Annotated in this window: 18 protein-coding genes, 1 tRNA gene and 1 other RNA gene; 6 read left to right on the forward strand and 14 right to left on the reverse strand. The window is 70.7% G+C overall.

Features of this window, described 5'->3' with window-relative positions:
- Positions 1–22 precede the first annotated feature (22 nt).
- The gene (hflX, locus tag LXM50_RS03025) at positions 23–1,528 is read left to right on the forward strand and encodes a GTPase HflX (protein WP_233309704.1); all 1,506 of its coding nucleotides are present in this window, start codon (positions 23–25) and stop codon (positions 1,526–1,528) included.
- A gap of 84 nt (positions 1,529–1,612) precedes the next feature.
- Positions 1,613–3,559: a collagen binding domain-containing protein gene (locus LXM50_RS03030; RefSeq protein WP_233309706.1), complete on the forward strand. Its 1,947-nt coding sequence runs from the start codon at positions 1,613–1,615 to the stop codon at positions 3,557–3,559.
- Between the two features lie 36 nt (positions 3,560–3,595).
- Here LXM50_RS03030 and LXM50_RS03035 read toward each other — a convergent pair whose 3' ends face one another.
- The gene (locus LXM50_RS03035; RefSeq protein WP_233309708.1) at positions 3,596–4,252 is read right to left on the reverse strand and encodes an SIMPL domain-containing protein; all 657 of its coding nucleotides are present in this window, start codon (positions 4,250–4,252) and stop codon (positions 3,596–3,598) included.
- 343 nt (positions 4,253–4,595) lie between these two features.
- On the opposite strand from LXM50_RS03035, the gene LXM50_RS03040 reads away from it, so the two are divergent.
- Positions 4,596–4,769 carry a hypothetical protein gene (locus tag LXM50_RS03040; protein ID WP_233309710.1) on the forward strand — a complete coding sequence of 58 codons (174 nt, stop codon included), beginning with the start codon at positions 4,596–4,598 and terminating at the stop codon, positions 4,767–4,769.
- A 179-nt stretch (positions 4,770–4,948) separates the two neighbouring features.
- Positions 4,949–5,318, forward strand: a transfer-messenger RNA (tmRNA) gene (gene ssrA, locus LXM50_RS03045).
- A 97-nt stretch (positions 5,319–5,415) separates the two neighbouring features.
- Here ssrA and LXM50_RS03050 read toward each other — a convergent pair.
- From LXM50_RS03050 to LXM50_RS03075, 6 genes are all read right to left on the reverse strand, one after another.
- A complete protein-coding gene (locus LXM50_RS03050) occupies positions 5,416–5,955 on the reverse strand; it encodes a HutD family protein (protein ID WP_233309712.1) in 540 nt (179 codons plus the stop codon).
- A 36-nt stretch (positions 5,956–5,991) separates the two neighbouring features.
- Positions 5,992–6,303, reverse strand: a complete 312-nt coding sequence (locus LXM50_RS03055; RefSeq protein ID WP_233309714.1) for a hypothetical protein — start codon at positions 6,301–6,303, stop codon at positions 5,992–5,994.
- 134 nt (positions 6,304–6,437) lie between these two features.
- Entirely contained in the window at positions 6,438–9,602 is a 3,165-nt protein-coding gene (locus LXM50_RS03060) for a tetratricopeptide repeat protein (protein WP_233309725.1), read from the reverse strand.
- Between the two features lie 69 nt (positions 9,603–9,671).
- Positions 9,672–10,493, reverse strand: coding sequence for a hypothetical protein (locus tag LXM50_RS03065; protein WP_233309727.1), 822 nt, complete (start codon positions 10,491–10,493; stop codon positions 9,672–9,674).
- A gap of 11 nt (positions 10,494–10,504) precedes the next feature.
- Positions 10,505–11,083: a hypothetical protein gene (locus LXM50_RS03070; protein WP_233309728.1), complete on the reverse strand. Its 579-nt coding sequence runs from the start codon at positions 11,081–11,083 to the stop codon at positions 10,505–10,507.
- Entirely contained in the window at positions 11,083–11,928 is an 846-nt protein-coding gene (locus LXM50_RS03075) for an inositol monophosphatase family protein (protein ID WP_233309730.1), read from the reverse strand. The genes LXM50_RS03070 and LXM50_RS03075 overlap by 1 nt, the downstream gene beginning before the upstream one ends.
- 164 nt (positions 11,929–12,092) lie before the next feature.
- Between LXM50_RS03075 and LXM50_RS03080 the strand changes: the two genes are divergently transcribed.
- Positions 12,093–12,165: transfer RNA gene (locus tag LXM50_RS03080), tRNA-Lys, on the forward strand.
- 112 nt (positions 12,166–12,277) lie between these two features.
- On the opposite strand, the gene LXM50_RS03085 is transcribed toward LXM50_RS03080, so the two are convergent.
- Complete coding sequence (locus LXM50_RS03085; RefSeq protein ID WP_233309732.1) at positions 12,278–13,237, reverse strand: AraC family transcriptional regulator; 960 nt, start codon at positions 13,235–13,237, stop codon at positions 12,278–12,280.
- Positions 13,238–13,306: 69 nt separating this feature from the next.
- Positions 13,307–14,035, reverse strand: coding sequence for a hypothetical protein (locus LXM50_RS03090; RefSeq protein WP_233309733.1), 729 nt, complete (start codon positions 14,033–14,035; stop codon positions 13,307–13,309).
- Positions 14,036–14,206: 171 nt separating this feature from the next.
- On the opposite strand from LXM50_RS03090, the gene LXM50_RS03095 reads away from it, so the two are divergent.
- A complete protein-coding gene (locus LXM50_RS03095; RefSeq protein WP_233309734.1) occupies positions 14,207–14,602 on the forward strand; it encodes a DUF6855 family protein in 396 nt (131 codons plus the stop codon).
- 79 nt (positions 14,603–14,681) lie between these two features.
- On the opposite strand, the gene LXM50_RS03100 is transcribed toward LXM50_RS03095, so the two are convergent.
- From LXM50_RS03100 to LXM50_RS03120, 5 genes are all read right to left on the reverse strand, one after another.
- A complete protein-coding gene (locus LXM50_RS03100) occupies positions 14,682–15,539 on the reverse strand; it encodes a transposase (protein ID WP_233309736.1) in 858 nt (285 codons plus the stop codon).
- Between the two features lie 13 nt (positions 15,540–15,552).
- Positions 15,553–15,828, reverse strand: coding sequence for a hypothetical protein (locus LXM50_RS03105; RefSeq protein WP_233309737.1), 276 nt, complete (start codon positions 15,826–15,828; stop codon positions 15,553–15,555).
- A gap of 100 nt (positions 15,829–15,928) precedes the next feature.
- Complete coding sequence (locus tag LXM50_RS03110) at positions 15,929–17,158, reverse strand: MFS transporter (protein ID WP_233309739.1); 1,230 nt, start codon at positions 17,156–17,158, stop codon at positions 15,929–15,931.
- A complete protein-coding gene (locus tag LXM50_RS03115; RefSeq protein WP_233309741.1) occupies positions 17,155–17,586 on the reverse strand; it encodes a MarR family winged helix-turn-helix transcriptional regulator in 432 nt (143 codons plus the stop codon). The genes LXM50_RS03110 and LXM50_RS03115 overlap by 4 nt, the downstream gene beginning before the upstream one ends.
- Before the next feature lie 56 nt (positions 17,587–17,642).
- The gene (locus LXM50_RS03120) at positions 17,643–18,440 is read right to left on the reverse strand and encodes an IclR family transcriptional regulator (RefSeq protein WP_233309743.1); all 798 of its coding nucleotides are present in this window, start codon (positions 18,438–18,440) and stop codon (positions 17,643–17,645) included.
- Positions 18,441–18,499 lie beyond the last annotated feature (59 nt).

The following is an 18,499-nucleotide window of genomic DNA, read 5'->3' on the forward strand; positions in this document are numbered from 1 at the left end:
GGCGGGCACGAGAAAGGTGCGGATGACGCAGTCCACGACACATGACGAGCACGGCGACGCGGTCGAGCGCGTCCTGGCAGCGGCCGAGCGACGGGCGGAATCGCACGTCTTCGGATCCGCCCAGGCGCTGCAGGACACCGCCACCGCGGGCTACACCTCCACCGACGGCGACCAGTGGGAGGTGGAGGATCGGCACGCGCTGCGGCGCGTGGCAGGCCTGAGCACCGAGCTCGAGGACGTCACCGAGGTCGAGTACCGCCAGCTCCGTCTGGAGAACGTGGTGCTGGTCGGCGTGTACCCCCAGGGGGCGCAGGAGGATGCCGAGAACTCGCTGCGCGAACTCGCCGCGCTCGCGGAGACGGCGGGCGCGGTGGTGCTGGACGGCCTGCTGCAGCGTCGCCCGCACCCTGATCCCGCCACCTACCTGGGGCGCGGCAAGGCCCAGGAGCTCAAGGACATCGTGGCCGCGGTCGGTGCGGACACGGTGATCGCCGACACGGAGCTCGCGTCATCCCAGCGTCGCGCACTGGAGGACGTCGTCAAGGTGAAGGTGATCGATCGCACCACGGTGATCCTCGACATCTTCAGCCAGCACGCCAAGAGTCGCGAGGGCCGCGCTCAGGTCGAACTCGCGCAGCTCGAGTACCTGTTGCCTCGTCTGCGCGGCTGGGGCGAGTCGATGAGCCGTCAGGCCGGTGGCCAGGTCGGCGCCGGCGGTGCGGGCATGGGCTCGCGCGGCCCCGGTGAGACGAAGATCGAGCTCGATCGTCGCCGCATCCGCACCCGCATGGCCATGCTGCGCAAGCAGATCCGCGACTTCAAGCCCGCGCGCGAGGCCAAGCGCGCCGAGCGCAAGCGTCACACGATCCCGTCCGTCGCGATCGCCGGATACACGAACGCCGGCAAGTCGAGTCTCCTCAACGCGCTCACCAGCGCGGGCGTGCTCGTGGAGAACGCGCTGTTCGCCACCCTGGACGCCACCGTGCGCCGGTCGGAGACGACGGACGGGCGCGTCTACACGCTCACCGACACCGTCGGCTTCGTGCGCAACCTGCCGCATCAGCTCGTGGAGGCGTTCCGCTCGACGCTCGAGGAAGTGGCCGATGCGGACGTCATCGTGCACGTCGTCGACGGATCCCACCCGGACCCGGCAGGGCAGATCAAGACCGTGCGCGATGTGATGGGCGATGTGGGCGCACGCAGCATCCCCGAGATCATCGTGTTCAACAAGGCGGATCTGCTGGCCGACGACGAGCGGATGGTGCTGCGCGGGCTCGTGCCAGGCGCGCACTTCGTGTCGTCCCGCAGCGGCGAGGGCATCGCCGAACTGCGGGCCGCGATCGACGAGGTGCTGCCGAAGCCGGCCGTGGAGATCCACGCCGTCGTGCCGTACGACCGCGGCGACCTCGTCGCGGCCGTGCACGAGAGCGGGCTGCTGATCGACGTCGCGCACGAGGAGGCGGGCACCCGCATCCATGCGCACGTGAACGAGAGGCTTGCGGCGGAGCTCGCGCCGTTCGCGGTCTGAACGCGGCGGCAGCGACCGCCCCGGCGCTCGCGGTCCCGCCGTCGGAGGGCGGCGGCAGGCGCGGATCTCTGCCAACATATCGGTATGAGACGTACCGTCGCGTTCGCCGCCGCCGCTCTGACAGCGCTCACCGCCCTCGCCTTCGGCGTGCCCGCCTCCGCCGCGACCGGCACGCCCTGGGCTGACTGGGGTGACATGCAGGGGTCCAGCGGCGCGTACTCGGGGCATGTGCAGATCGCCTCGCCGCAGCTGCAGGCCGACTACACCAGCGATTCGCGCGGCGGATCCGTCGGCGTGATCTCCGGTGCCAGCGTCTGGCTGGCCGCGTCGACCGACGTCGGGGCGAAGTACGGCAGCAGTCGCGACCAGCAGTACCTGAACCTGCGCCCGCGCGCCGACAACGCCACGTCTCCCTCCGAGACCACCTACACATTCACTCGACCGACGCCGACCGTCAACTGGACGTTCGTGCTGGGCGACATCGACGCCGACAAGGTGCGGATCACGGCTCTCGGTCCTGACGGGCAGACGCTCACCGCCGCACAGCTCGGTTTCCGCGGCGGGTTCAACTACTGCGCCCCCGGCCTCGCCGGCAAGCCGTCCTGCACGGGCGATGCCGCGGACGTGCCGAGCTGGGACCCCGCCACGACGACGCTCACCGGCAACCCGACCGCCACGGACACGAGCGGGGCGTCCGCCTGGTTCGAACCGAACGCGCCGATCGCCTCCCTGACGTTCGCGTTCACCCGCCGCGCCGGGTTCCCGGTCTACCAGACGTGGTTCGCGGCCATCACGCGCACGATCTCGGGCACCGTGACAGACACGAGCGCCGGTGGCCCCTCGGACGGCACCGTCGTGCGACTGATCGGATCCGACGGGTCCGTCCTGGGTGAGGCCACGACCTCGACCGATGGCACCTATTCGTTCCCCGATGTGCTGGCCACCGACGGCTATCGCGTGCAGATCACGCCGCCGACGGGCAAGATCTCCGACGACCCCTCCCGTACGGTCGATGTCTCGAACGCTGACGGGACGGCCGACTTCTCGGTGCGTGACATCGTTCCGGTTCCGGTGTCGGGAACCGCGCGCGACCAGCACGGCAATCCGGTCGCCGGTGCGACGGTGACGCTCGACGGCGGACGCACGGTCGTCACAGCCACCGACGGCACCTATCTGCTCGACGACGTCCCCGTGGGGATCCACGCGGTCACCATCACCGCACCCGACGGCTATTCGGTGATCTCCTCGCCGAGCCCGTTCACCGTGCCGGGTAACGACGAGACGCCGATCACCGGGAAGGACTTCGTCCTGCAGGAGCTGCCGACGCTGTCGGGCACCGTGACCGCAGCAGGTCACGGAGTCGGCGGAGTGGTCGTCACGGCGGACGGTCCGGGCGGCACGGTGCAGACCGTGACCGCCGCCGACGGCACCTACTCCTTCCCACGGCTTCCCTCCGGCGACTACACGGTCGCCGTTCAGGCGCCCCAGGGCTATGCCGTCTCCGGCGCCGCGTCCCGCGCAGAGACGGTCGCGGCGCTGGACGTCACCGACGTCGACTTCGCACTCGCCCGTCTCGGATCCGTCGCGGGTGCGGTCACCGCGCAGGACGGCGGTGCGATCGCGAACGCCACGGTCACGGTGACCGGACCCGACGGTGCCGTCACGGTCACGACGGATGGCGATGGCGGTTACGCCCTCGGCGACCTTCCGCCGGGGGACTACACGATCGCGGTCACCGTGCCCGACGGATACACCGGCGCCACGCCGGTCAGCCGCTCCGTCACGCTCACGGATGCCGGGGAGCTCATCGAGGGCCAGGACTTCGTCCTGACGCCGGTGGCGGTCACACCGACCCCCACGCCGTCCCCGAGCATCACGCCGACGCCCGCGCCGACGACGATCCCGGGCGGCACAGGGGCGGGGGCGCTGCCGGCGACCGGAGCGGATCCGTTCCCCGCGCTCGGCGCGGCGCTCGTGCTGCTGCTGGCCGGGGCGATCACCGTGATCGTCGCACGTCACAGGCGGGCCTGAGTCCGAGACCGACCGCGAGGTGCGGTTCGTCGCCGCCTAGGCTGCGACGAACCGCGCCTCGACGGTCGCGGAGACGGTGAGGTCGTCGCCCTGCAGCTCGAGCCCGGCGCCCGAGGGGGGAGCGGCGAACGCGCGCATCGCCTTCGGGGCCATGTCCGCCGCGTCGCGGTCGGTGATGAGACCGGCATCTGCGATCTCGATCGGCTCGACCTTCGTCAGCCCCAGCGCGGTCGCATAGGCGCCGGCTCGTGCGACCGCTGTCCGTACGGCCTCGGCGGCGACCTCCTGCTCGACGCGCGCCCGTGTCTCCGGTGTGAGGATCCATGTGGTGCCCGCCACGGAGACGCCCTCCCACGCGGACAGGTCGGCCACCCATGCGGAGAGCTCTGCGAAGTCGGTGAAGGTCGCGGCGAAGTCGACCGAGGCGTGGTGGACCAGGGCGAGCCGGGTTCCGTCGTTGTTCCAGGGCCGTTCCGACCGTACGGCGAGCCGACGGCTCGACCATTCCTCCACGGCACCGGATCCCTCGCGCGCGACGATGCTGGTGCGAACAGGATCGGCGAGCGCCAGAGTGCGGGCGACGACCGCCTCCCGGTCAGGGCCGTCCAGTGCGACGGACAAGGTGACGATGGCGCGTTCGGGTGCGATCCGCACCTCGTGCTCGCCCCGGACGGTGATGACGACCTCGCTCATGCCGTGACTCTACGGCACGGTCCGATCCGGACTGCGGGATCGGCCCGCGAAGTCGCACCGTGCGTGCCGGCCGGCAAGGGCGGCTGCTCTTCACGGGGCCGAGGGTCGCGCGTAGAATTCGGCCACCGCGGCGCAGTTCCGCGCCTCGGCGAAGGTGAACTGCGTGAAGGAGGACCATCAGATGAAACGACTGGCGATCGCTTGTGCGATCGCGCTGGGGCTCGTTGCAGCGGGATCCAGCGCGGCATACGCAGGCGAGACCAACGGGAACGGAGATCCGACATCCGGACCGTCCCACGCCTCGTCCGAATGCGCCTATTCAGGGCTCGACAGGATGGACTCGGTGGAGAACAACCCTCCGGGGTTCGATGACGACGCGATCGCGATGAGGGGCAATCAGAGCCCCGGCGGCGTCGACCGATATCACGGCGTGCAGTCCTACGGGTCGTTCGTGAAGGCCGGCCTCAAGGAGTTCGTGCCGTCACCGGGGGTGGCGTGCAACGGAAGCGGCAAGTGATCAGGCGACGTTGCGGTCGCTGATCGGCAAGGATGCCCCGGTGGAGACGCCGGGGCATCGTCTTCGTCGGCGCGGAATGGCGCGGCGTCCGGATCCGTTGTAGTCTGTGATGCTCGGGTGCTGCGGTGCCCGATGGTAATTCCACAGTGCGACAGCGGCTCCTTCGCAAGAAGGACCACGGGGCTGATCGGTTTCGACAGCGCCTGTGAATCCACGAGAAGCGGGCCGAGGATGCAGGGTTATCTCGTGAACGCTCCCTGCAAAACAATAAGTGCCAATGCAAAGCGCACTGACTTCGCCCTCGCTGCGTAAGCGAGCCCGATAGTCCGTCAGGCCGTATGTGATTCCGATACGGATCCTGACGTCATCTAGGAATCTTGCTGTGCGATGGCGTCTGGACGTCGCACGGGACTCTTCCCAGGCTGGGCTTGTCGACTTAGGTGTCTGTGACAAAGGTCGGAGCCGAGCAGAACGTCTGCACAGACTGCGCCCGGAGAAGGCGTGGAGACTCAGCGTTGGACGGGGGTTCGATTCCCCCCAGCTCCACCACGAGCTCCGCTCGTCTGAACCAAGTCGCTGTCGCTGGAGGAAGCCCCTGGGACCCGTGTCTTCGATACGGATCCCAGGGGCTTCTTTGTGCGTGCGCTCAGATCCGGCGCAGTCGCGCCACCACGAAGCGACCGCGCAGCGTGCAGGCCGTGCCGGGCTCGAGCAGGGCGGCGTCGAGGCGTGCCAGCGGTCGGTCATCGAGCGTGCCGAGGTCGTCAAGCGCGATCAGCACCGTCGGACCTCGGGGCTCGGCGCTCACCGTCGGCGCGTCGATGACCTGGACCGTCGAGTCCCAGGTGTCCCGCAGTGTCATGACGTTCAGGTCGAGGAACCCGGCCTCGCGCGGTGTCGCCGCGACCTCGTCCTCGCCGTCGAACGCGATGACGTCGTCGACCGCGAGCGTCACGGCCCGGCCGTTGATCACGAGGTCGACCGAACCAGGGCCGAGCGCGACCTGCCCGCGATGCACGCCCGGGTAGGCACTGTACGGCTGCGTGCCGGTGATCTCCGCGATGCTGATCCGCCAGGTCCATGCGTCCGCGGCGTCGGCGTCATCGAACAGGATCCGGGTGACCCCGCGACCGTTCTTCCACGCTCGCGGGACGAGGGCGGCGTACTCGAGGATCGGAAGCGTCATGATGCCGATCGTAGAGTGCGCCGCCGTGCTCTCTGCTCAGCCGCCCGTCACGGGCTGGGTCTCGTAGACGTCGATCGTGCCGCCCATGGCGGTGTGCGGGTGGCCCTCGAGGAGCTCGGCGATCTCGTCGTAGGAGCCGGCCTGCAGCAGGGAGTAGCCGCCCACGGTGGGGTCGGCGCCGGGCGAGACGGGCGCCGTCGGGTCGCCGAAGTTGACGATCGCGTCACCGGCTCGTGCGGCCCAGCCGTTCCAGGCGTCCATCATCTGCGCGGCCTGTTCGGGCGTCGGCTCCGGCATCGCCGCCATTGCGGCCGGATCCGCGCGGTAGATCAGCAGGTAGTTGGTCATGGGTGCTCCTCGTGCTCGGGTCGTGCGTTCGGATCGCCGTCGACGATGACGGCACATGCTGAGGATCCCGCAGCCCGACGTCCGGCGGAAGAGCCGGATGCGCTTTCATAGATTTCTGCGAGGAAGTCGGCGCCTCAGCTCATCCGCGACACGATGACGTAGACGAGGATGGCGGCGACGATCACTCCGCCGATGATCGTCGAACGGGTCTTCGACGCCTGCTGGGCGGACGCCTTCTGCTTGCCGCGGGCGCGGCGCACCGCCGCGGAGTCGGCACCCAGCACGCGTTCCATGGCCGGGATGTTGGTGCGGTAGATCTTCAGCGCCTCGCGATGCCGACCGAGCGAGATCAGCGTCTCGGCGCGGTCGTCGGCGGCGTCGAGCGTGATCGCGTGCTCCGCGCCGATCGTGCGTGCGCCGGTCTCGGCGGCGTCATCGTAGGCGGCGAGCGCCTCCGGGAAGCGCTTGGCCTCGGCCAGGCGCCGGCCGAGCCAGATGCGCAGCTGGACGGCCCGCCCGGGGTCGGACCCGGCGCCGTCCGCGACCCGGATCGCCCGCTGCTGCACGGCCGCCATCTCGTCGACACGTCCCAGATGCGAGAGGGCGAGACTGTGGTCGTTCAGCGCGTCCGCCAGCGCCCAGTGGTCGTCGGGCAGCAGCCGCTCGAGCTGCGGCACGATCCGCGCGTAGGCGTCGGCGGCTTCGCGATACGCGCCGAGCCGCTTCGAGCATTCGGCGGCGCCGCGCTCGGCCCGCAGCCAGTCGATGCCGGCGGTCGCGCTCAGGGCCTCACGGGCGCGGCTGTACTCGACGAGGGCATCGCCGTGGCGATTCTGCCGGGCGAGATGGTCGGCGTAGCGCAGCGCCGCGAGCCCGGGTGACGCGCCGTCATCGTCCGAGGCGCCACCTGTGGAGGCGAACCCGGCCCTGACCCGAGCGGCGAGGGCGTCCCTGTCCTCCTGCGCATCGCCGAGACGGGCGAGGATCCCGTCCAGGTCGCGGATCCGGCGCAGCGTCTGCGGATCCGTATCGCCGAGGACCTCTCGAGTCTCGCCGACCACGCGTTCGGTCAGCTCCCTGGCGCGGGGCAGATCTCCGGTATCGGCGACGGTGCCGGCGAGCGCGGACAGCGTGCTGAGAGTGTGCGGATCACGGGCGCCGAGAGACGCTGTGCGCCGTGCGAGGACCGCTTCGAAGCGACGGACCGCCTCGGCGAAGCGACCGAGGTGCCGTTCCTCCTGGGCGCGGTTGTGCAGCGTGATCAGCGTGTCCCTGTGCTCCGTGCCGAGGATGCGCGACTGCAGCTCGTACAGCCGGTCATAGGTCGCGGCGGCTTCGGCGTCCCGGTCGAGCTGACACGCAGCCAGAGCGAGATTGCCGATGACGCGGGATGCCTGGGCGGTGTCGGCGGACCCTTCCGCCTCCAACCGGGCCAGCACGGGTCGCAGCAGCGCCTCGGCCTCGGCGGCCCGGTCGCTGCGCAGATACACCGCGGCGAGGTCGATCGCGTGGCCGACGTCTCCCGAGGCATCGTAGAGGGCGCGCATCTCGGCGGCGGCCTCGTCGCTGCGCCCCAGATCCTGCAGTGCGAGCGCGCGGGTGTCGCGGAGCTCGGAGATGATCCGCGGGGAGGCGCCGTCGTGCTGCGCGATCTCGATGGCATCCGCGAGCAGCGCCTCGCCCTCGGCATTGCGCCCGATGCCGCGGAGTGTGGCGCCGAGTGCGTACCGGGACTGGGCGAGCCGGGTCGCGGCGGTGCGGAGATCCTCCGCCGTCGACGCTTCCGTCGCGATGCTCAGCTCCAGTTCCAGCGACCGCTCGAAGGCGGCGAGAGCATCGGCTCCCCGGCCGGCATCGCGCAAGGCCGAGCCGAGGTGATCCCGCACGTCGATCTCGCTCCGGCGACCGGCGGGGCCGAGCCCGCGCAGGCGCTCGGCGCCTGCCTGCAGCGCATCCAGGGCCTCGGGGGAATGCGGCTCGTGCCAGTGGGACAGATCGGTCCAGGCGTGCGCGAGCTCGTTCGCGAGCTGCTGCGGCGTCGCCGAGGACGAGTCAGGATCCGGGTCGGATCGCGGAACCGGCCCCGTCGTGAGGTCGGCGGAGCGCAGCTCGTCCGCGACCCGATCGAGATGCGCGCACCGGTCGGCGGCGGTGGCGAGCGCGGTCTCCATCGGCACCGACGAGGGCTCGCTCTCGTGCGCCGCGCGCAGCACGCGGGACAGGAGGTCGCGGGAGCGCAGCGCGAGCGTGGCGCGGGGCGGTCGGTCCGCCGTGTCGTCGACGATCTCGCGGGCCTCGGCGATGATCCTCGGCCACGCTGCGGAACCGTCCGCGTGGTCGAGCTGCACCTCGACCGCCATCATCCGGGAGGTGAGCACCTCGTCGGCGCCAGGGCCGAAACGCGCAGTCTCCAGCACGGCGATCCGGCGTACGAGCGGCAGCGGGTCCTCCACGGGCGCACCGTCCCGGGTGAGCACTCGCAGCGCGGTGATGCGGAACTTCATGGCGTCCAGCGTGAGCGCGTCGTCCTCGCCGCGCTGCCGCTGCAGCGCCGGGATCAGCAGGGCGAGGTCGGCATCGGCTCCCGCGGCGTCGCCCGACCAGTAGCGGGTCCTCGCGCGCCACCACCAGGCGTCCAGCGTGGCGGGAGCGTCCATCCCGAGCAGCGCGCGGCGCCCGTCCAGCACCTGTCCCCAGAGCAGGGCGGACTGTTCGTCCTCGTCCAGTCGGGACAGTTCGGCGGCCTTCGCGGCGAGCGCCGTCAGATGGTTCTCGCCGCGCTCGTCCGCCGCTGCAGCACGGGCGATGAGCAGGTCGTAGGCGTGCAGCCCCTCTGCCGCGTTCATCCGGGACAGCAGCTGTGCGCGTCGGTCCAGGAGCCAGAGCACGCGGCCGTGCGCACCGCCGAGTTCCTTCTCGCCCTCGGCGATCAGGGCGTCCAACGCTGCCACGACGACGGCCGAGGCCGGAGCATCGCCGACCAGCTGCTCCGCGGCGCGGGCGTAGAGCCGGTCGTCGAGGAGCTGCTGACGGCGCTCGTCCAGATGCCCGTGATCCGTGAGCGCGCTCTCGCAGACCTCCGCGAGCGTGCGGTACAGCTCCCTCGCCTCGTCCTCGCGGCCGAGCTCATCCAGTCCGTGCGCGAGGCCGCGCAGCGCGCTGCGATGAGCGTCACCGCCTTCCCCCTCGGTCATCAGCGCCTGCGGCAGCAATCCGCGGAAGGCGTCGAGGGCCCGCGCGATGCGCACCGGATCCTGGCTCGAGACGTCGGACCACGCGGATCGGAGCGCATCTGCCATCACGCTCTCGACAGTAGAAGGCTGCGGGGCGGCGGGCAACTCGCCGACGGCGCGGGGCGGAGCTGCATGTCAGACGAAGGCCCCGACGACGATCGTGAGGTCGTCATGGATCTTGCCGTCGAAGTCGGTGCGCACGCTCAGCCGCTGCTCTCCGGCGCGGATCTCGGCGGCCAGGGCCTCCAGTTCGCCGGATCCGGCCCGGTGAGCGAAAGCCGACAGCCCGTGCGCGTCCACGAGCTGGAACCCGCGGGTGCCGCCGTCGGAGGCTGCGATGACCGCCGCGGTGCCGTCGATCGGCCGGCGTCCGACGAGCGCCTGCGCGGCGACTCCCGGGTCCGCCTGCGCGCACCAGAACCCGTCCGGGGCGTTGCGGCACTCCTCGAGCGCCTGCCATCGCAGCGAGGCCAGCTCCTGGCGGGTCGGATCTGCGGAGCTCTCGCGCGTCGACAGCAGCTCCCGCACACGACGCGCCACGGTGTGCTCGATGCGGTCGTCGGTGACCTCGAGCGCGCGCCCCGACGCCTCGAGCACGACGATCGAGGCGTCGCACAGTACGAGATGCTCGACGTCCGCGCCGTCGACGCGCCATGCCGCGACCGTGGCGCTCGGCGAACCACCCTCGAATGTGCACGTGTGGGCGTGCCGCGCGGTGACGTCGGCGATGGCCCCGGCCAGTGCGTCACGCATCGGGGTCGCGCGATCCGTGAGCCGGTCGCAGAACGCGTCGGCGAGCCGGCGCGAGTACCAGGCGACGGTGTGCGAGCACCCGCGACGCAGCTCGGCCGGGATTCCGGCGCCGTCGACGACCACGCCGATCCCGTCGGCCACGGCCATCGCGTCCTCGTTCTCGCGGTCCGGGGCTGCCCGGAGGGTGAGAGAGATCGTTCGCACCGGCACCGGGGTCATCCTCGCGGTTCGATCAGGATCAGGCCCTGCTTGGTGTCCGAGACGGTCACCCAGCCCGAGCCGAAGAGGTACGTCATGCCGTAGCCGTCTTCATCCTTGCTGAGCGACGCACGCGGGTCCGCGGTGATGTAGACGCCCCGGTCGCTGTCCTCGCGGATCCAGCCCGACGCCACGAGCTGCTCCTGGCGGGCCTTCGCCTCCTCGCCGGAGATCGGCGCCCAGCCGTAGAGCAGACCGTGGTCGGAGGCGGTGGCCGGATCCGACCACAGGCACTCGATACCGCCGGGCAGCGCGTCCGGCCCGAAGGCGAAGTCGCGCTTCATCGCGGCCCACCCCTGTTTGTGCAGCGCGGCGACCGTGTCGGACGGGATCAGGGTCTCGCAGCTCAGCGCGGCGGGGGCGGTCGCCGGGGTGTCCGTCGCGGGCGGCGTCGCCGTCCCGGGGGAGGTGCTCGCCGTGTCCGGCGTGGCCTTCGCGGTGACGCCGGGGGAGGCGCCGTCGCTGCACGCCGTGGCTGCCGTGAGCACGCCGATGGCGAGTCCCACCGGCAGGATCACGCGCGCGAGGAGGCGCATCAGGAAGCGGCCGGGCTCTGCTGTCCCGCCGTGCCGGGCTGCGTGCCGGATGTGCGCAGCTGCTCCAGGAACGCCGGGTGCAGCACGCCGTTCGTGGCGAGGGCCGAGCGCCCCGAGAGCGTGCGGGCGCCGTCGAACGCCGTCGCGGTGCCACCCGCCTCCGTCACGATCGCGAACGCCGCCGCGATGTCGTACTCCTTGACGTCGAACTCGGCGACCATGTCGATGCGCCCTTCGGCGAGCAACATGTAGGAGAACACGTCGCCGTAGGCGCGGTCGCGCCACACGCGCCGGCTCAGCGCGATGAGCGTGTCGAGATGTCCGGCCTCGTCCCATTGCGCGATGCTCTGGAAGCTCACACTCGCGTCGTCCAGATCCGAGACCTCCGACACGCGGATCGCGCGCGGCTCGGCGTCGGTCGAGGCCCAGGCCCCGAGACCGGGAGCGGCCCACCAGCGTCGTCCGAGGGCGGGCATGCTGACGACGCCGACCCTCGCGGCACCGTCCACCGCGAGGCTGATCATCGTTCCCCACAGGGGCACGCCGCGCAGGAAGTTCGCGGTGCCGTCGATCGGGTCGATGATCCACTGTCGGTGCGTGTCGCCCGACGTGCCGTACTCCTCGCCGAGGATCCCGTCCTCCGGACGCTCGGCCTGCAGGATCTCGCGGATCGCGCGCTCGGTCGCCAGGTCGGCATCCGTGACGTGGGAGCGATCGGCCTTGAGCGACACGTTCAGGTCGGCGGCGTCGAAGCGCGGCAGAGACTGCGCGTCGGCGGCATCGGCAAGGCGGAGAGCGAGGTCGAGGTCGCTCTGGAAATCGGCTTCGGCGCGGGTCTCAGACACGCCTCCAGGATACGGGCGGCGAGCGGCGGAACCCTGGGCGGACGCGGCCCAGTGCGCACTCCGGGCGGACGACACGCCAGGGATGCACGCGGGGCCTGCGCGGATTTCGCTTCCGTCGGATCCGCTGGTAATGTGATTCCTCGGCCGGGGAACCGGCCCGCCGAGCACCTCTAGCTCAATCGGCAGAGCAACTGACTCTTAATCAGTGGGTTCTGGGTTCGAGTCCCAGGGGGTGCACGGATAGGCCCCGTTAGATCTCGCCATCTACCGGGGCCTTTCTGCGTTCGGGCCTCGCCGCCGTGATCTGGCAGTTTCAGGCATCCTCGCCTGCGGCGTGGTGGGTCTTTCGTCAGAGAGCGCCCGGCCCGACCGAGGTCGCGCGGGTGCGGTACTCGGCGGGGGATCTTCCGTAGCGGCGCCGGAAGGCGCGTGTCAGCGAGGTGCGGTCCGAATATCCGCAGTCGCGTGCGAGTTCGTCCAGGGAGGCGAGCGGGGCGCGGGAGGCGAGGCGTTGCGCTGCTGCGGTGAGCCGGGCGTTGCGGAGAGCAGCCATCGGTGTGGTGCCGATCGCCTGGAACTCGCGATGGAGGGTGCGGGAGCTCGTTCCGAGCGCGCACGCCATCGCCGCGAGGTCCACGGTGATGTCGCTCACGTGACCGTTGATGTAGAGGAACGCTGCGGAGAGGATCGACGATCTCCGGCCGGCGCTGACCTGCTCGCGGATGGCCACGGCTGCGACCTGCGTGATGGCAGCGGCCGCGGCGCTCTCGGCCGCGGAGGCGACCACCTCGTCCGATGGGTCGTCGTCGGGATCATCCAGCAGCGCGATGAGCAGCGCCCATGTCGCGCGACTGACGGCATCCGGCTGCAGAGGCAGATCGATCGCGTCCAGGACGTCGGCGATTTCCAGAGGGTCGAACGCCTGCAGCGGTACCAGCGCCTGCAGGTACTCCCCGTCCTCGATGTGGTACTGGTAACCCCCGGTGCTCAACATCAGCACCGACTCGCCGGGCGCGACCGTGAAGCTGCGACCGTCTCTGGACACCGTGAACCGTCCCGCGACGACGTGGTAATACGCGATGAGGACAGCGTCCCGGCGGATCGTCGGCGTGGACGCGAGACGCACCTGCGTGATGGCGAACCGCTCGATGCGGAGACCGCCGTACCGGCGCTCGCGACTCCGGGCGTGGAAGGCGTCCCAGTCGGGTGCGGAGGCGCGCTGCCGGCCGATGATCTGGCGCAGCTCGGGTGCGCGGATGGGGATGCTCTCCAGGGGCCCTCCTTCGATCGCAGTCGGCTCGCGCCTCATTCTGCCCGGAGGTGGAGCGGATCGTCACCGTGTGCGGCGAAAGAACGACGGTGACGACCCGCGGCCTGGTCACACGGAGGACGGCTCGATGTAGAACTGGTCCGTGACCCCGGGCAGAGGCGTGTTCGACCATGTACCGCTGAAGTCCGCCGGCGCCGAGGCCTTCCCCGGCGGGATCGTGGACAGGTCGGCGTTGATGAACGGCTTCGAGTAGAGGATCTGGCCGGGGATCAGCACCGTGCCGTTGACGATGATGCGGTCGGCGATCGCGCCCGTCGGGTTCGCGGTGAAGAACACGGTCGGAGCGGTCTGTCCGGTCGCGAGTGCGCCCATGTAGCGGAACCACACGGGGTACGCGGCGTCGACGGTCGGGCCGGCGTGCTGCGGTGTGCCGATGCCGGCCAGGACCCAGCCGTTGTTCGCGGACGCGGAGAGAGCGAACAGGTCGTTGCCTGCGGCGTTCTTGGCTGCCGAGGTGAGGAGGCCCTGGATGTAGACCTCGCCCGCGGCCAGCGGGTCACCCAGGTTGGTGAACGACAGGCCCAGGGTGACGGGGGAGTAGGGGATCAGCTTCTTGCCGACGCCGTACTGCGTGGTGTTCCAGGTCGGATCGCCGGCGGGTGGCACGGAGACCCGGCTGGACGCGCTCAGATTGCGCACGGGCTGTGGGCTGGCGGCTGCGCCGGGCAGGGCTGCCGCAGCTGCGATCACCGGAATACTCCAGGCGGCGCCCTTGACCAGCGTGCGTCGCTGGAGGTAGCGGGAAGTGTGCTCCGGCGGGTCGGTCGGGTCGGTCAACATCGTCTCCATCTGTCAATACGGCTTCACACGCTAAGAGGCGAGGGAGCAGGCCCCCGCCTTCCGGTGGAGGATCGGACGATGGATCGCCAGACGTGGCTGCGCGCGCCACACGATCGGGCGTCGCTCCGGTGCGTACCCTCCTCGGTCGCGGGTCAGTAGAATCGCGCCATGACTGATGGGGATGGGACGGCGCAGAGCCCGTGGCGGCTGCGCACCGCGCCGGGTTCGAGCGAGTACACGATGTATCGCGACGGGGATGAACTCGTGTGTCAGGTGGGCTCGACGACGCTGCGCTACCAGGCCAGGGCGATCGAGGATCTGCATGCATGGCTGGTGTCCCAGGGCGACTGGGTCGCGTTGGGGGCGGCGGACGAGCAGAAGCCGGCGGCGGACGGAACCGTCGAGGCGTTCGGACGCGCAGAGGACAATCCCGTCGGTGGCTGGTACGGGCTGCGCAAGGGGTATCGCGGGCGCTTCGGCATGTATCTGCCGCCGCTGCTCGAGCAGCTCGGGCTCGTGGAACTCGAGCACAACGCGCGGAACAACCGCGTGCGCGCCCTCTGAGACCTGCAGGCGCTCGCATCTTGACGCGCTCCACGACGGTGTCGTCGTGGAGCGCGGTTGCCGTGCGCGACGTCCGGGGTCAGGTCTCTGCGTTCAGCGCATCGAGGGCTCGCTGCGCGGCCTCGACGGCCTTCCCGGTCGCCATCGCACGGTCGGCTGCCTTCGTCCGGCGGTCCTCGGCGGCGGCGGTCTCCGCGCGTGCCGCTCCGGCGGCGGTGTGCGCGCGGGCGAGTTCGGCCTCGAGGTCGGCGATCCGCGTGTCGAGCTGAGCCGCGCGCGCCGACGCGTCCCGCACCTCGCGGTCGGCCGCTCCGAGGTCCCGCGTGGCGCGCGCGTGCGTCTGCTCGGCGTCGTGCAGCGCGCCTTGCGCCTTCCGCCGTTCCCTCTGGGCCTTGACTTCGTCCACGGGCCGGGCCTGTGGAGCGGAACTCCGCGACGGTGCACCGCCGCCGAGGATCGCTTCGAGGTCGAGGGGGAGACCGGCCGACGGTTCGAGTTCGTGCACGAGTCGGCCGGATGCCACGGCCGCCGCAGCGAGGGGATCGAAGAAGGCGGCCGTGATCGTCTGCCGGACGGCTTCGCGCGTCGCGGGGGTGACGCGTTCGCCACGGGCTGTCGCCAGGGCGGCGGCATCGGCCGCGAGCTGGTCGGTGAGAGCGCGGCGCTGGCGGGTGAGCCGGGCGAGCGTCACCGCGTCGATGTCGGCCTGCGCCTCCCGCAGTTCGTCGGCCAGCTGGAGGGCACGGCCGAGCTGCTCCGCTCGTTCGCGGGCGAAGACGTTCACGACCCACGCGGCCACGCTCGGCTTGCGCAGAGCCCTGATGCTCTCGGCGACGTCCCCGTTCTCCGCCTCCTTCGCGCGTGCGTTCCTGGACGAGACGAAATCGCCGAGCGGGACCGTGTACAGGCCTGCTGCGATCGTCTCGAGGTCGGCCACGATGCCTCGACGCTCAGACGACCCGCACCGACAGCAGCTGATACCCCTCGGGGACCTTGGCTTCGAGTGCCGTCATGTCGTCCGCCTCGATCTCCTGCATGCCGTCACGGCGCACGATCGTGCCCTCGGCGGTCAGCACGGTGTCCTTCTTCGCCATCGCGACCGGGGCGGACGCCAGCTGCCATCCCTTCGGGGTCTCGGCGGCGAGCAGATCCTGGATCTCGTCCAGCTCCTCGGCCTGCACGGTGTGGGTCTTGGACTCGACAGGGCGGATGACACCGATCAGCATGGTTCCAGCGTAGGGCCCGGCGCCGACGACGAAGCCCGCCCCGCGCATCATCGTGCGGGACGGGCCGTTCGCGGCACCCGTTCGGGTCGGGTGCGGACCCTCAGGCGGCGTCGCCGATGAGGATCGCCTCCGCATCCTCCGCGGCGTCGTGCGAGCCGCGGTCGATGTGCGCGAGCGCACGACGGCCGAAGAGCACCACGAGCGCGGCGATGAGCACCGAGACCCCGGCGAACAGGTAGGGCACGGTGTCTCCCCAGAGGTGCGACAGGAGCGCCGCCAGGGGAGGGGCCACGGCGCCGCCGATGAAGCGCACCGCGGAGTAGGCCGAGGACGCGACCGAGCGCGGCAGATCGGTCGCCTCCATGACGGCCTCGGTGAGCACGGTGTTCATGATGCCGAGCAGCAGACCGCCGACGATGATGCAGATCACGAGGGCCATCGGGATCGCCACGAGGATTCCGGCCACGATCAGATCGATCGCCAGCAGCGGGAGCACGAACAGGATGATCCGCGTGATCGGCATCCGGCGCAGCAGGATGGGCGCCACCCAGACGCTCGTGACCGCCAGGGCGATGCCCCAGCCGAAGAACGTCAGGCCGATCCCGATCGCGCTGAAGCCGAGCGGGAAAGGCGAGAAGGCGAGCAGGACGAAGAACCCGATGTTGTAGAACAGCGCGGCCACCGCCAGCACGCCCAGCGCGGGCCGACCGAGCGCCTTGAACGGCGCGGAGAACGGCACCGGCTCGCGCTTCTCGAACGGCCCGCGCAGCAGGGTGAGCACGGCGATGAAGCCGATGGCCATCAGCGCCACGACACCGAAGAAGGGTCCCTGCCAGGCGACCTCGCCGAGGAGTCCGCCGAGCAGCGGTCCGATCGCGATGCCGAGGCCCAGGGCGGCCTCGTAGAGGATGATCGCGGCGCTGGAGCCGCCACTGGCCGCACCGACGATCGTCGCGAGTGCCGTGGAGATGAACAGCGCGTTGCCGAGGCCCCAGCCGGCGCGGAAGCCGATGATCGCGTCGACGCTGCCGCTCAACGCGCAGAAGAGCGCGAAGACGACGATGAGTGCGAGGCCGATCAACAGGGTGGCCTTGGCTCCGATGCGGCTGGAGATCCAGCTCGTGAAGAGCATCGCGACACCGGTGACGAGCAGATAGCTGGTGAACAGCAGCTCGGTCTGCACCGGGGTCGCCTTCAGCGATGCGGCGATCGCGGGGAGGATCGGGTCGACCAATCCGATGCCCATGAACGCCACGACGCAGGCGAAGGCGACCGCCCACACCTGTGCGGGCTGTCTCCAGATCGATACCGAGGAGCCGGTGGTACTCAACGTGCTGTCCCTTCCAGAAGTGAATGCGTGTGCAGGATCTCGGCGGCGCGGGAGAGATGCTCCCAGTCGGAGTCGTCGAGGTCGCTGAATCGCGGAGCGAGGATGCGCTGGATCTCGTCGCGCCAGGCGTGCAGGGCGGTGCGCCCCTCCGCCGTGATCGTCACGACGGTGGCCCGGGAGTCCTCGGGATCGGCGGAGCGCAGGACGAGGCCCTCGTGCTCGAGTTGCCCGAGCATCCGGGTCATGCCGGGCTGCGTGGTGCGGCTCGCCTTCGCGAGCTCTCCCACACGCTGCCCGTTCTGCCCGTCGAGCAGACTCAGTGCCCGCCACTGCGCCGCAGGAGCGTCGTTTCCGGCCTCCTGTGCGGCGATGCGGGTGAGCGCGTGCGTCGAGAACACGATCGACTGCAGGATCTCGCCGTGATTCATAACTGAAGTATATAACTGATGGTATGTAAATGGCAAGGAGTGCGACGCCCGGGCGCTCAGCGTGCGGCGCGGCCGGCGATCCGGGCGGAGAGCTGATGCGCATGCGCGAGCAGCGTGCGCCCGAGCATCGGCAGGCGGTCCGGGCCGAAGCGGAACTCGACCCCGGTCAGGCTCAAGGCCCATTCCGGGCGCCCGTCGCGATCGAACACGGCGGCCCCCATGCCCCAGCTGCCCTCGACGATGAGGCCGGGATTGACCGCGTACCCCCGGGCCTTGGTCTCGGCCAGGCGGCGGCGCAGCGGTGCGGGGGCGTGCGTGCGACCCCAGCGCTCGCCGAGCTCGGGATGTCGTCCCAGGTACGCATCCACATCGTGGTCAGGAAGGAAGGACAGGATCGCGAGTCCGGCACTGGCGACGCCGAGCGGGAATCGCACGCCCTCGCTGAGGACGAAGGAGCGGATGGGGAACGCTCCTTCCTCGCGCAGCAGGCAGACGGTCTCGTCCGCCCTGCGCACCGAGAGGAACGCGCTCTCCTCGGTCTTCACGGCCAGCGACCGCACGATGTCGCGGGCGAGCTCGGTGATGTCGTAGCGCGCAGCGGCCACTGTTCCCATGAGGTAGAGCTCGGGACCGGGCATCCAGCGCGCGGTCTGCGGATCCTGGTCGACGAGCCCCTCCGCGCGCAGGGCGGAGAGCAGCCGGTGCACGGTCGAGCGGCTGAGACCCGAGGTCTCCGCGAGGCGCTGCAGTGCGGCGCCGTCCGGCGACGCGGTGACCAGGCGGAGCAGTTCCGCGGCGCGCGCGATCGCCTGCGCTCCGGGGACTGTTCGTCTTGCCGAGGTCACCTGTTCCATGATGTGGACGCTACCGACGGCCGCGCCCACATCGCAAGCACGGGCTTGAACCGCTTCCC

This window comes from Microbacterium sp. Au-Mic1, assembly GCF_021341785.1.
In the GTDB taxonomy this organism is placed as follows: domain Bacteria; phylum Actinomycetota; class Actinomycetes; order Actinomycetales; family Microbacteriaceae; genus Microbacterium.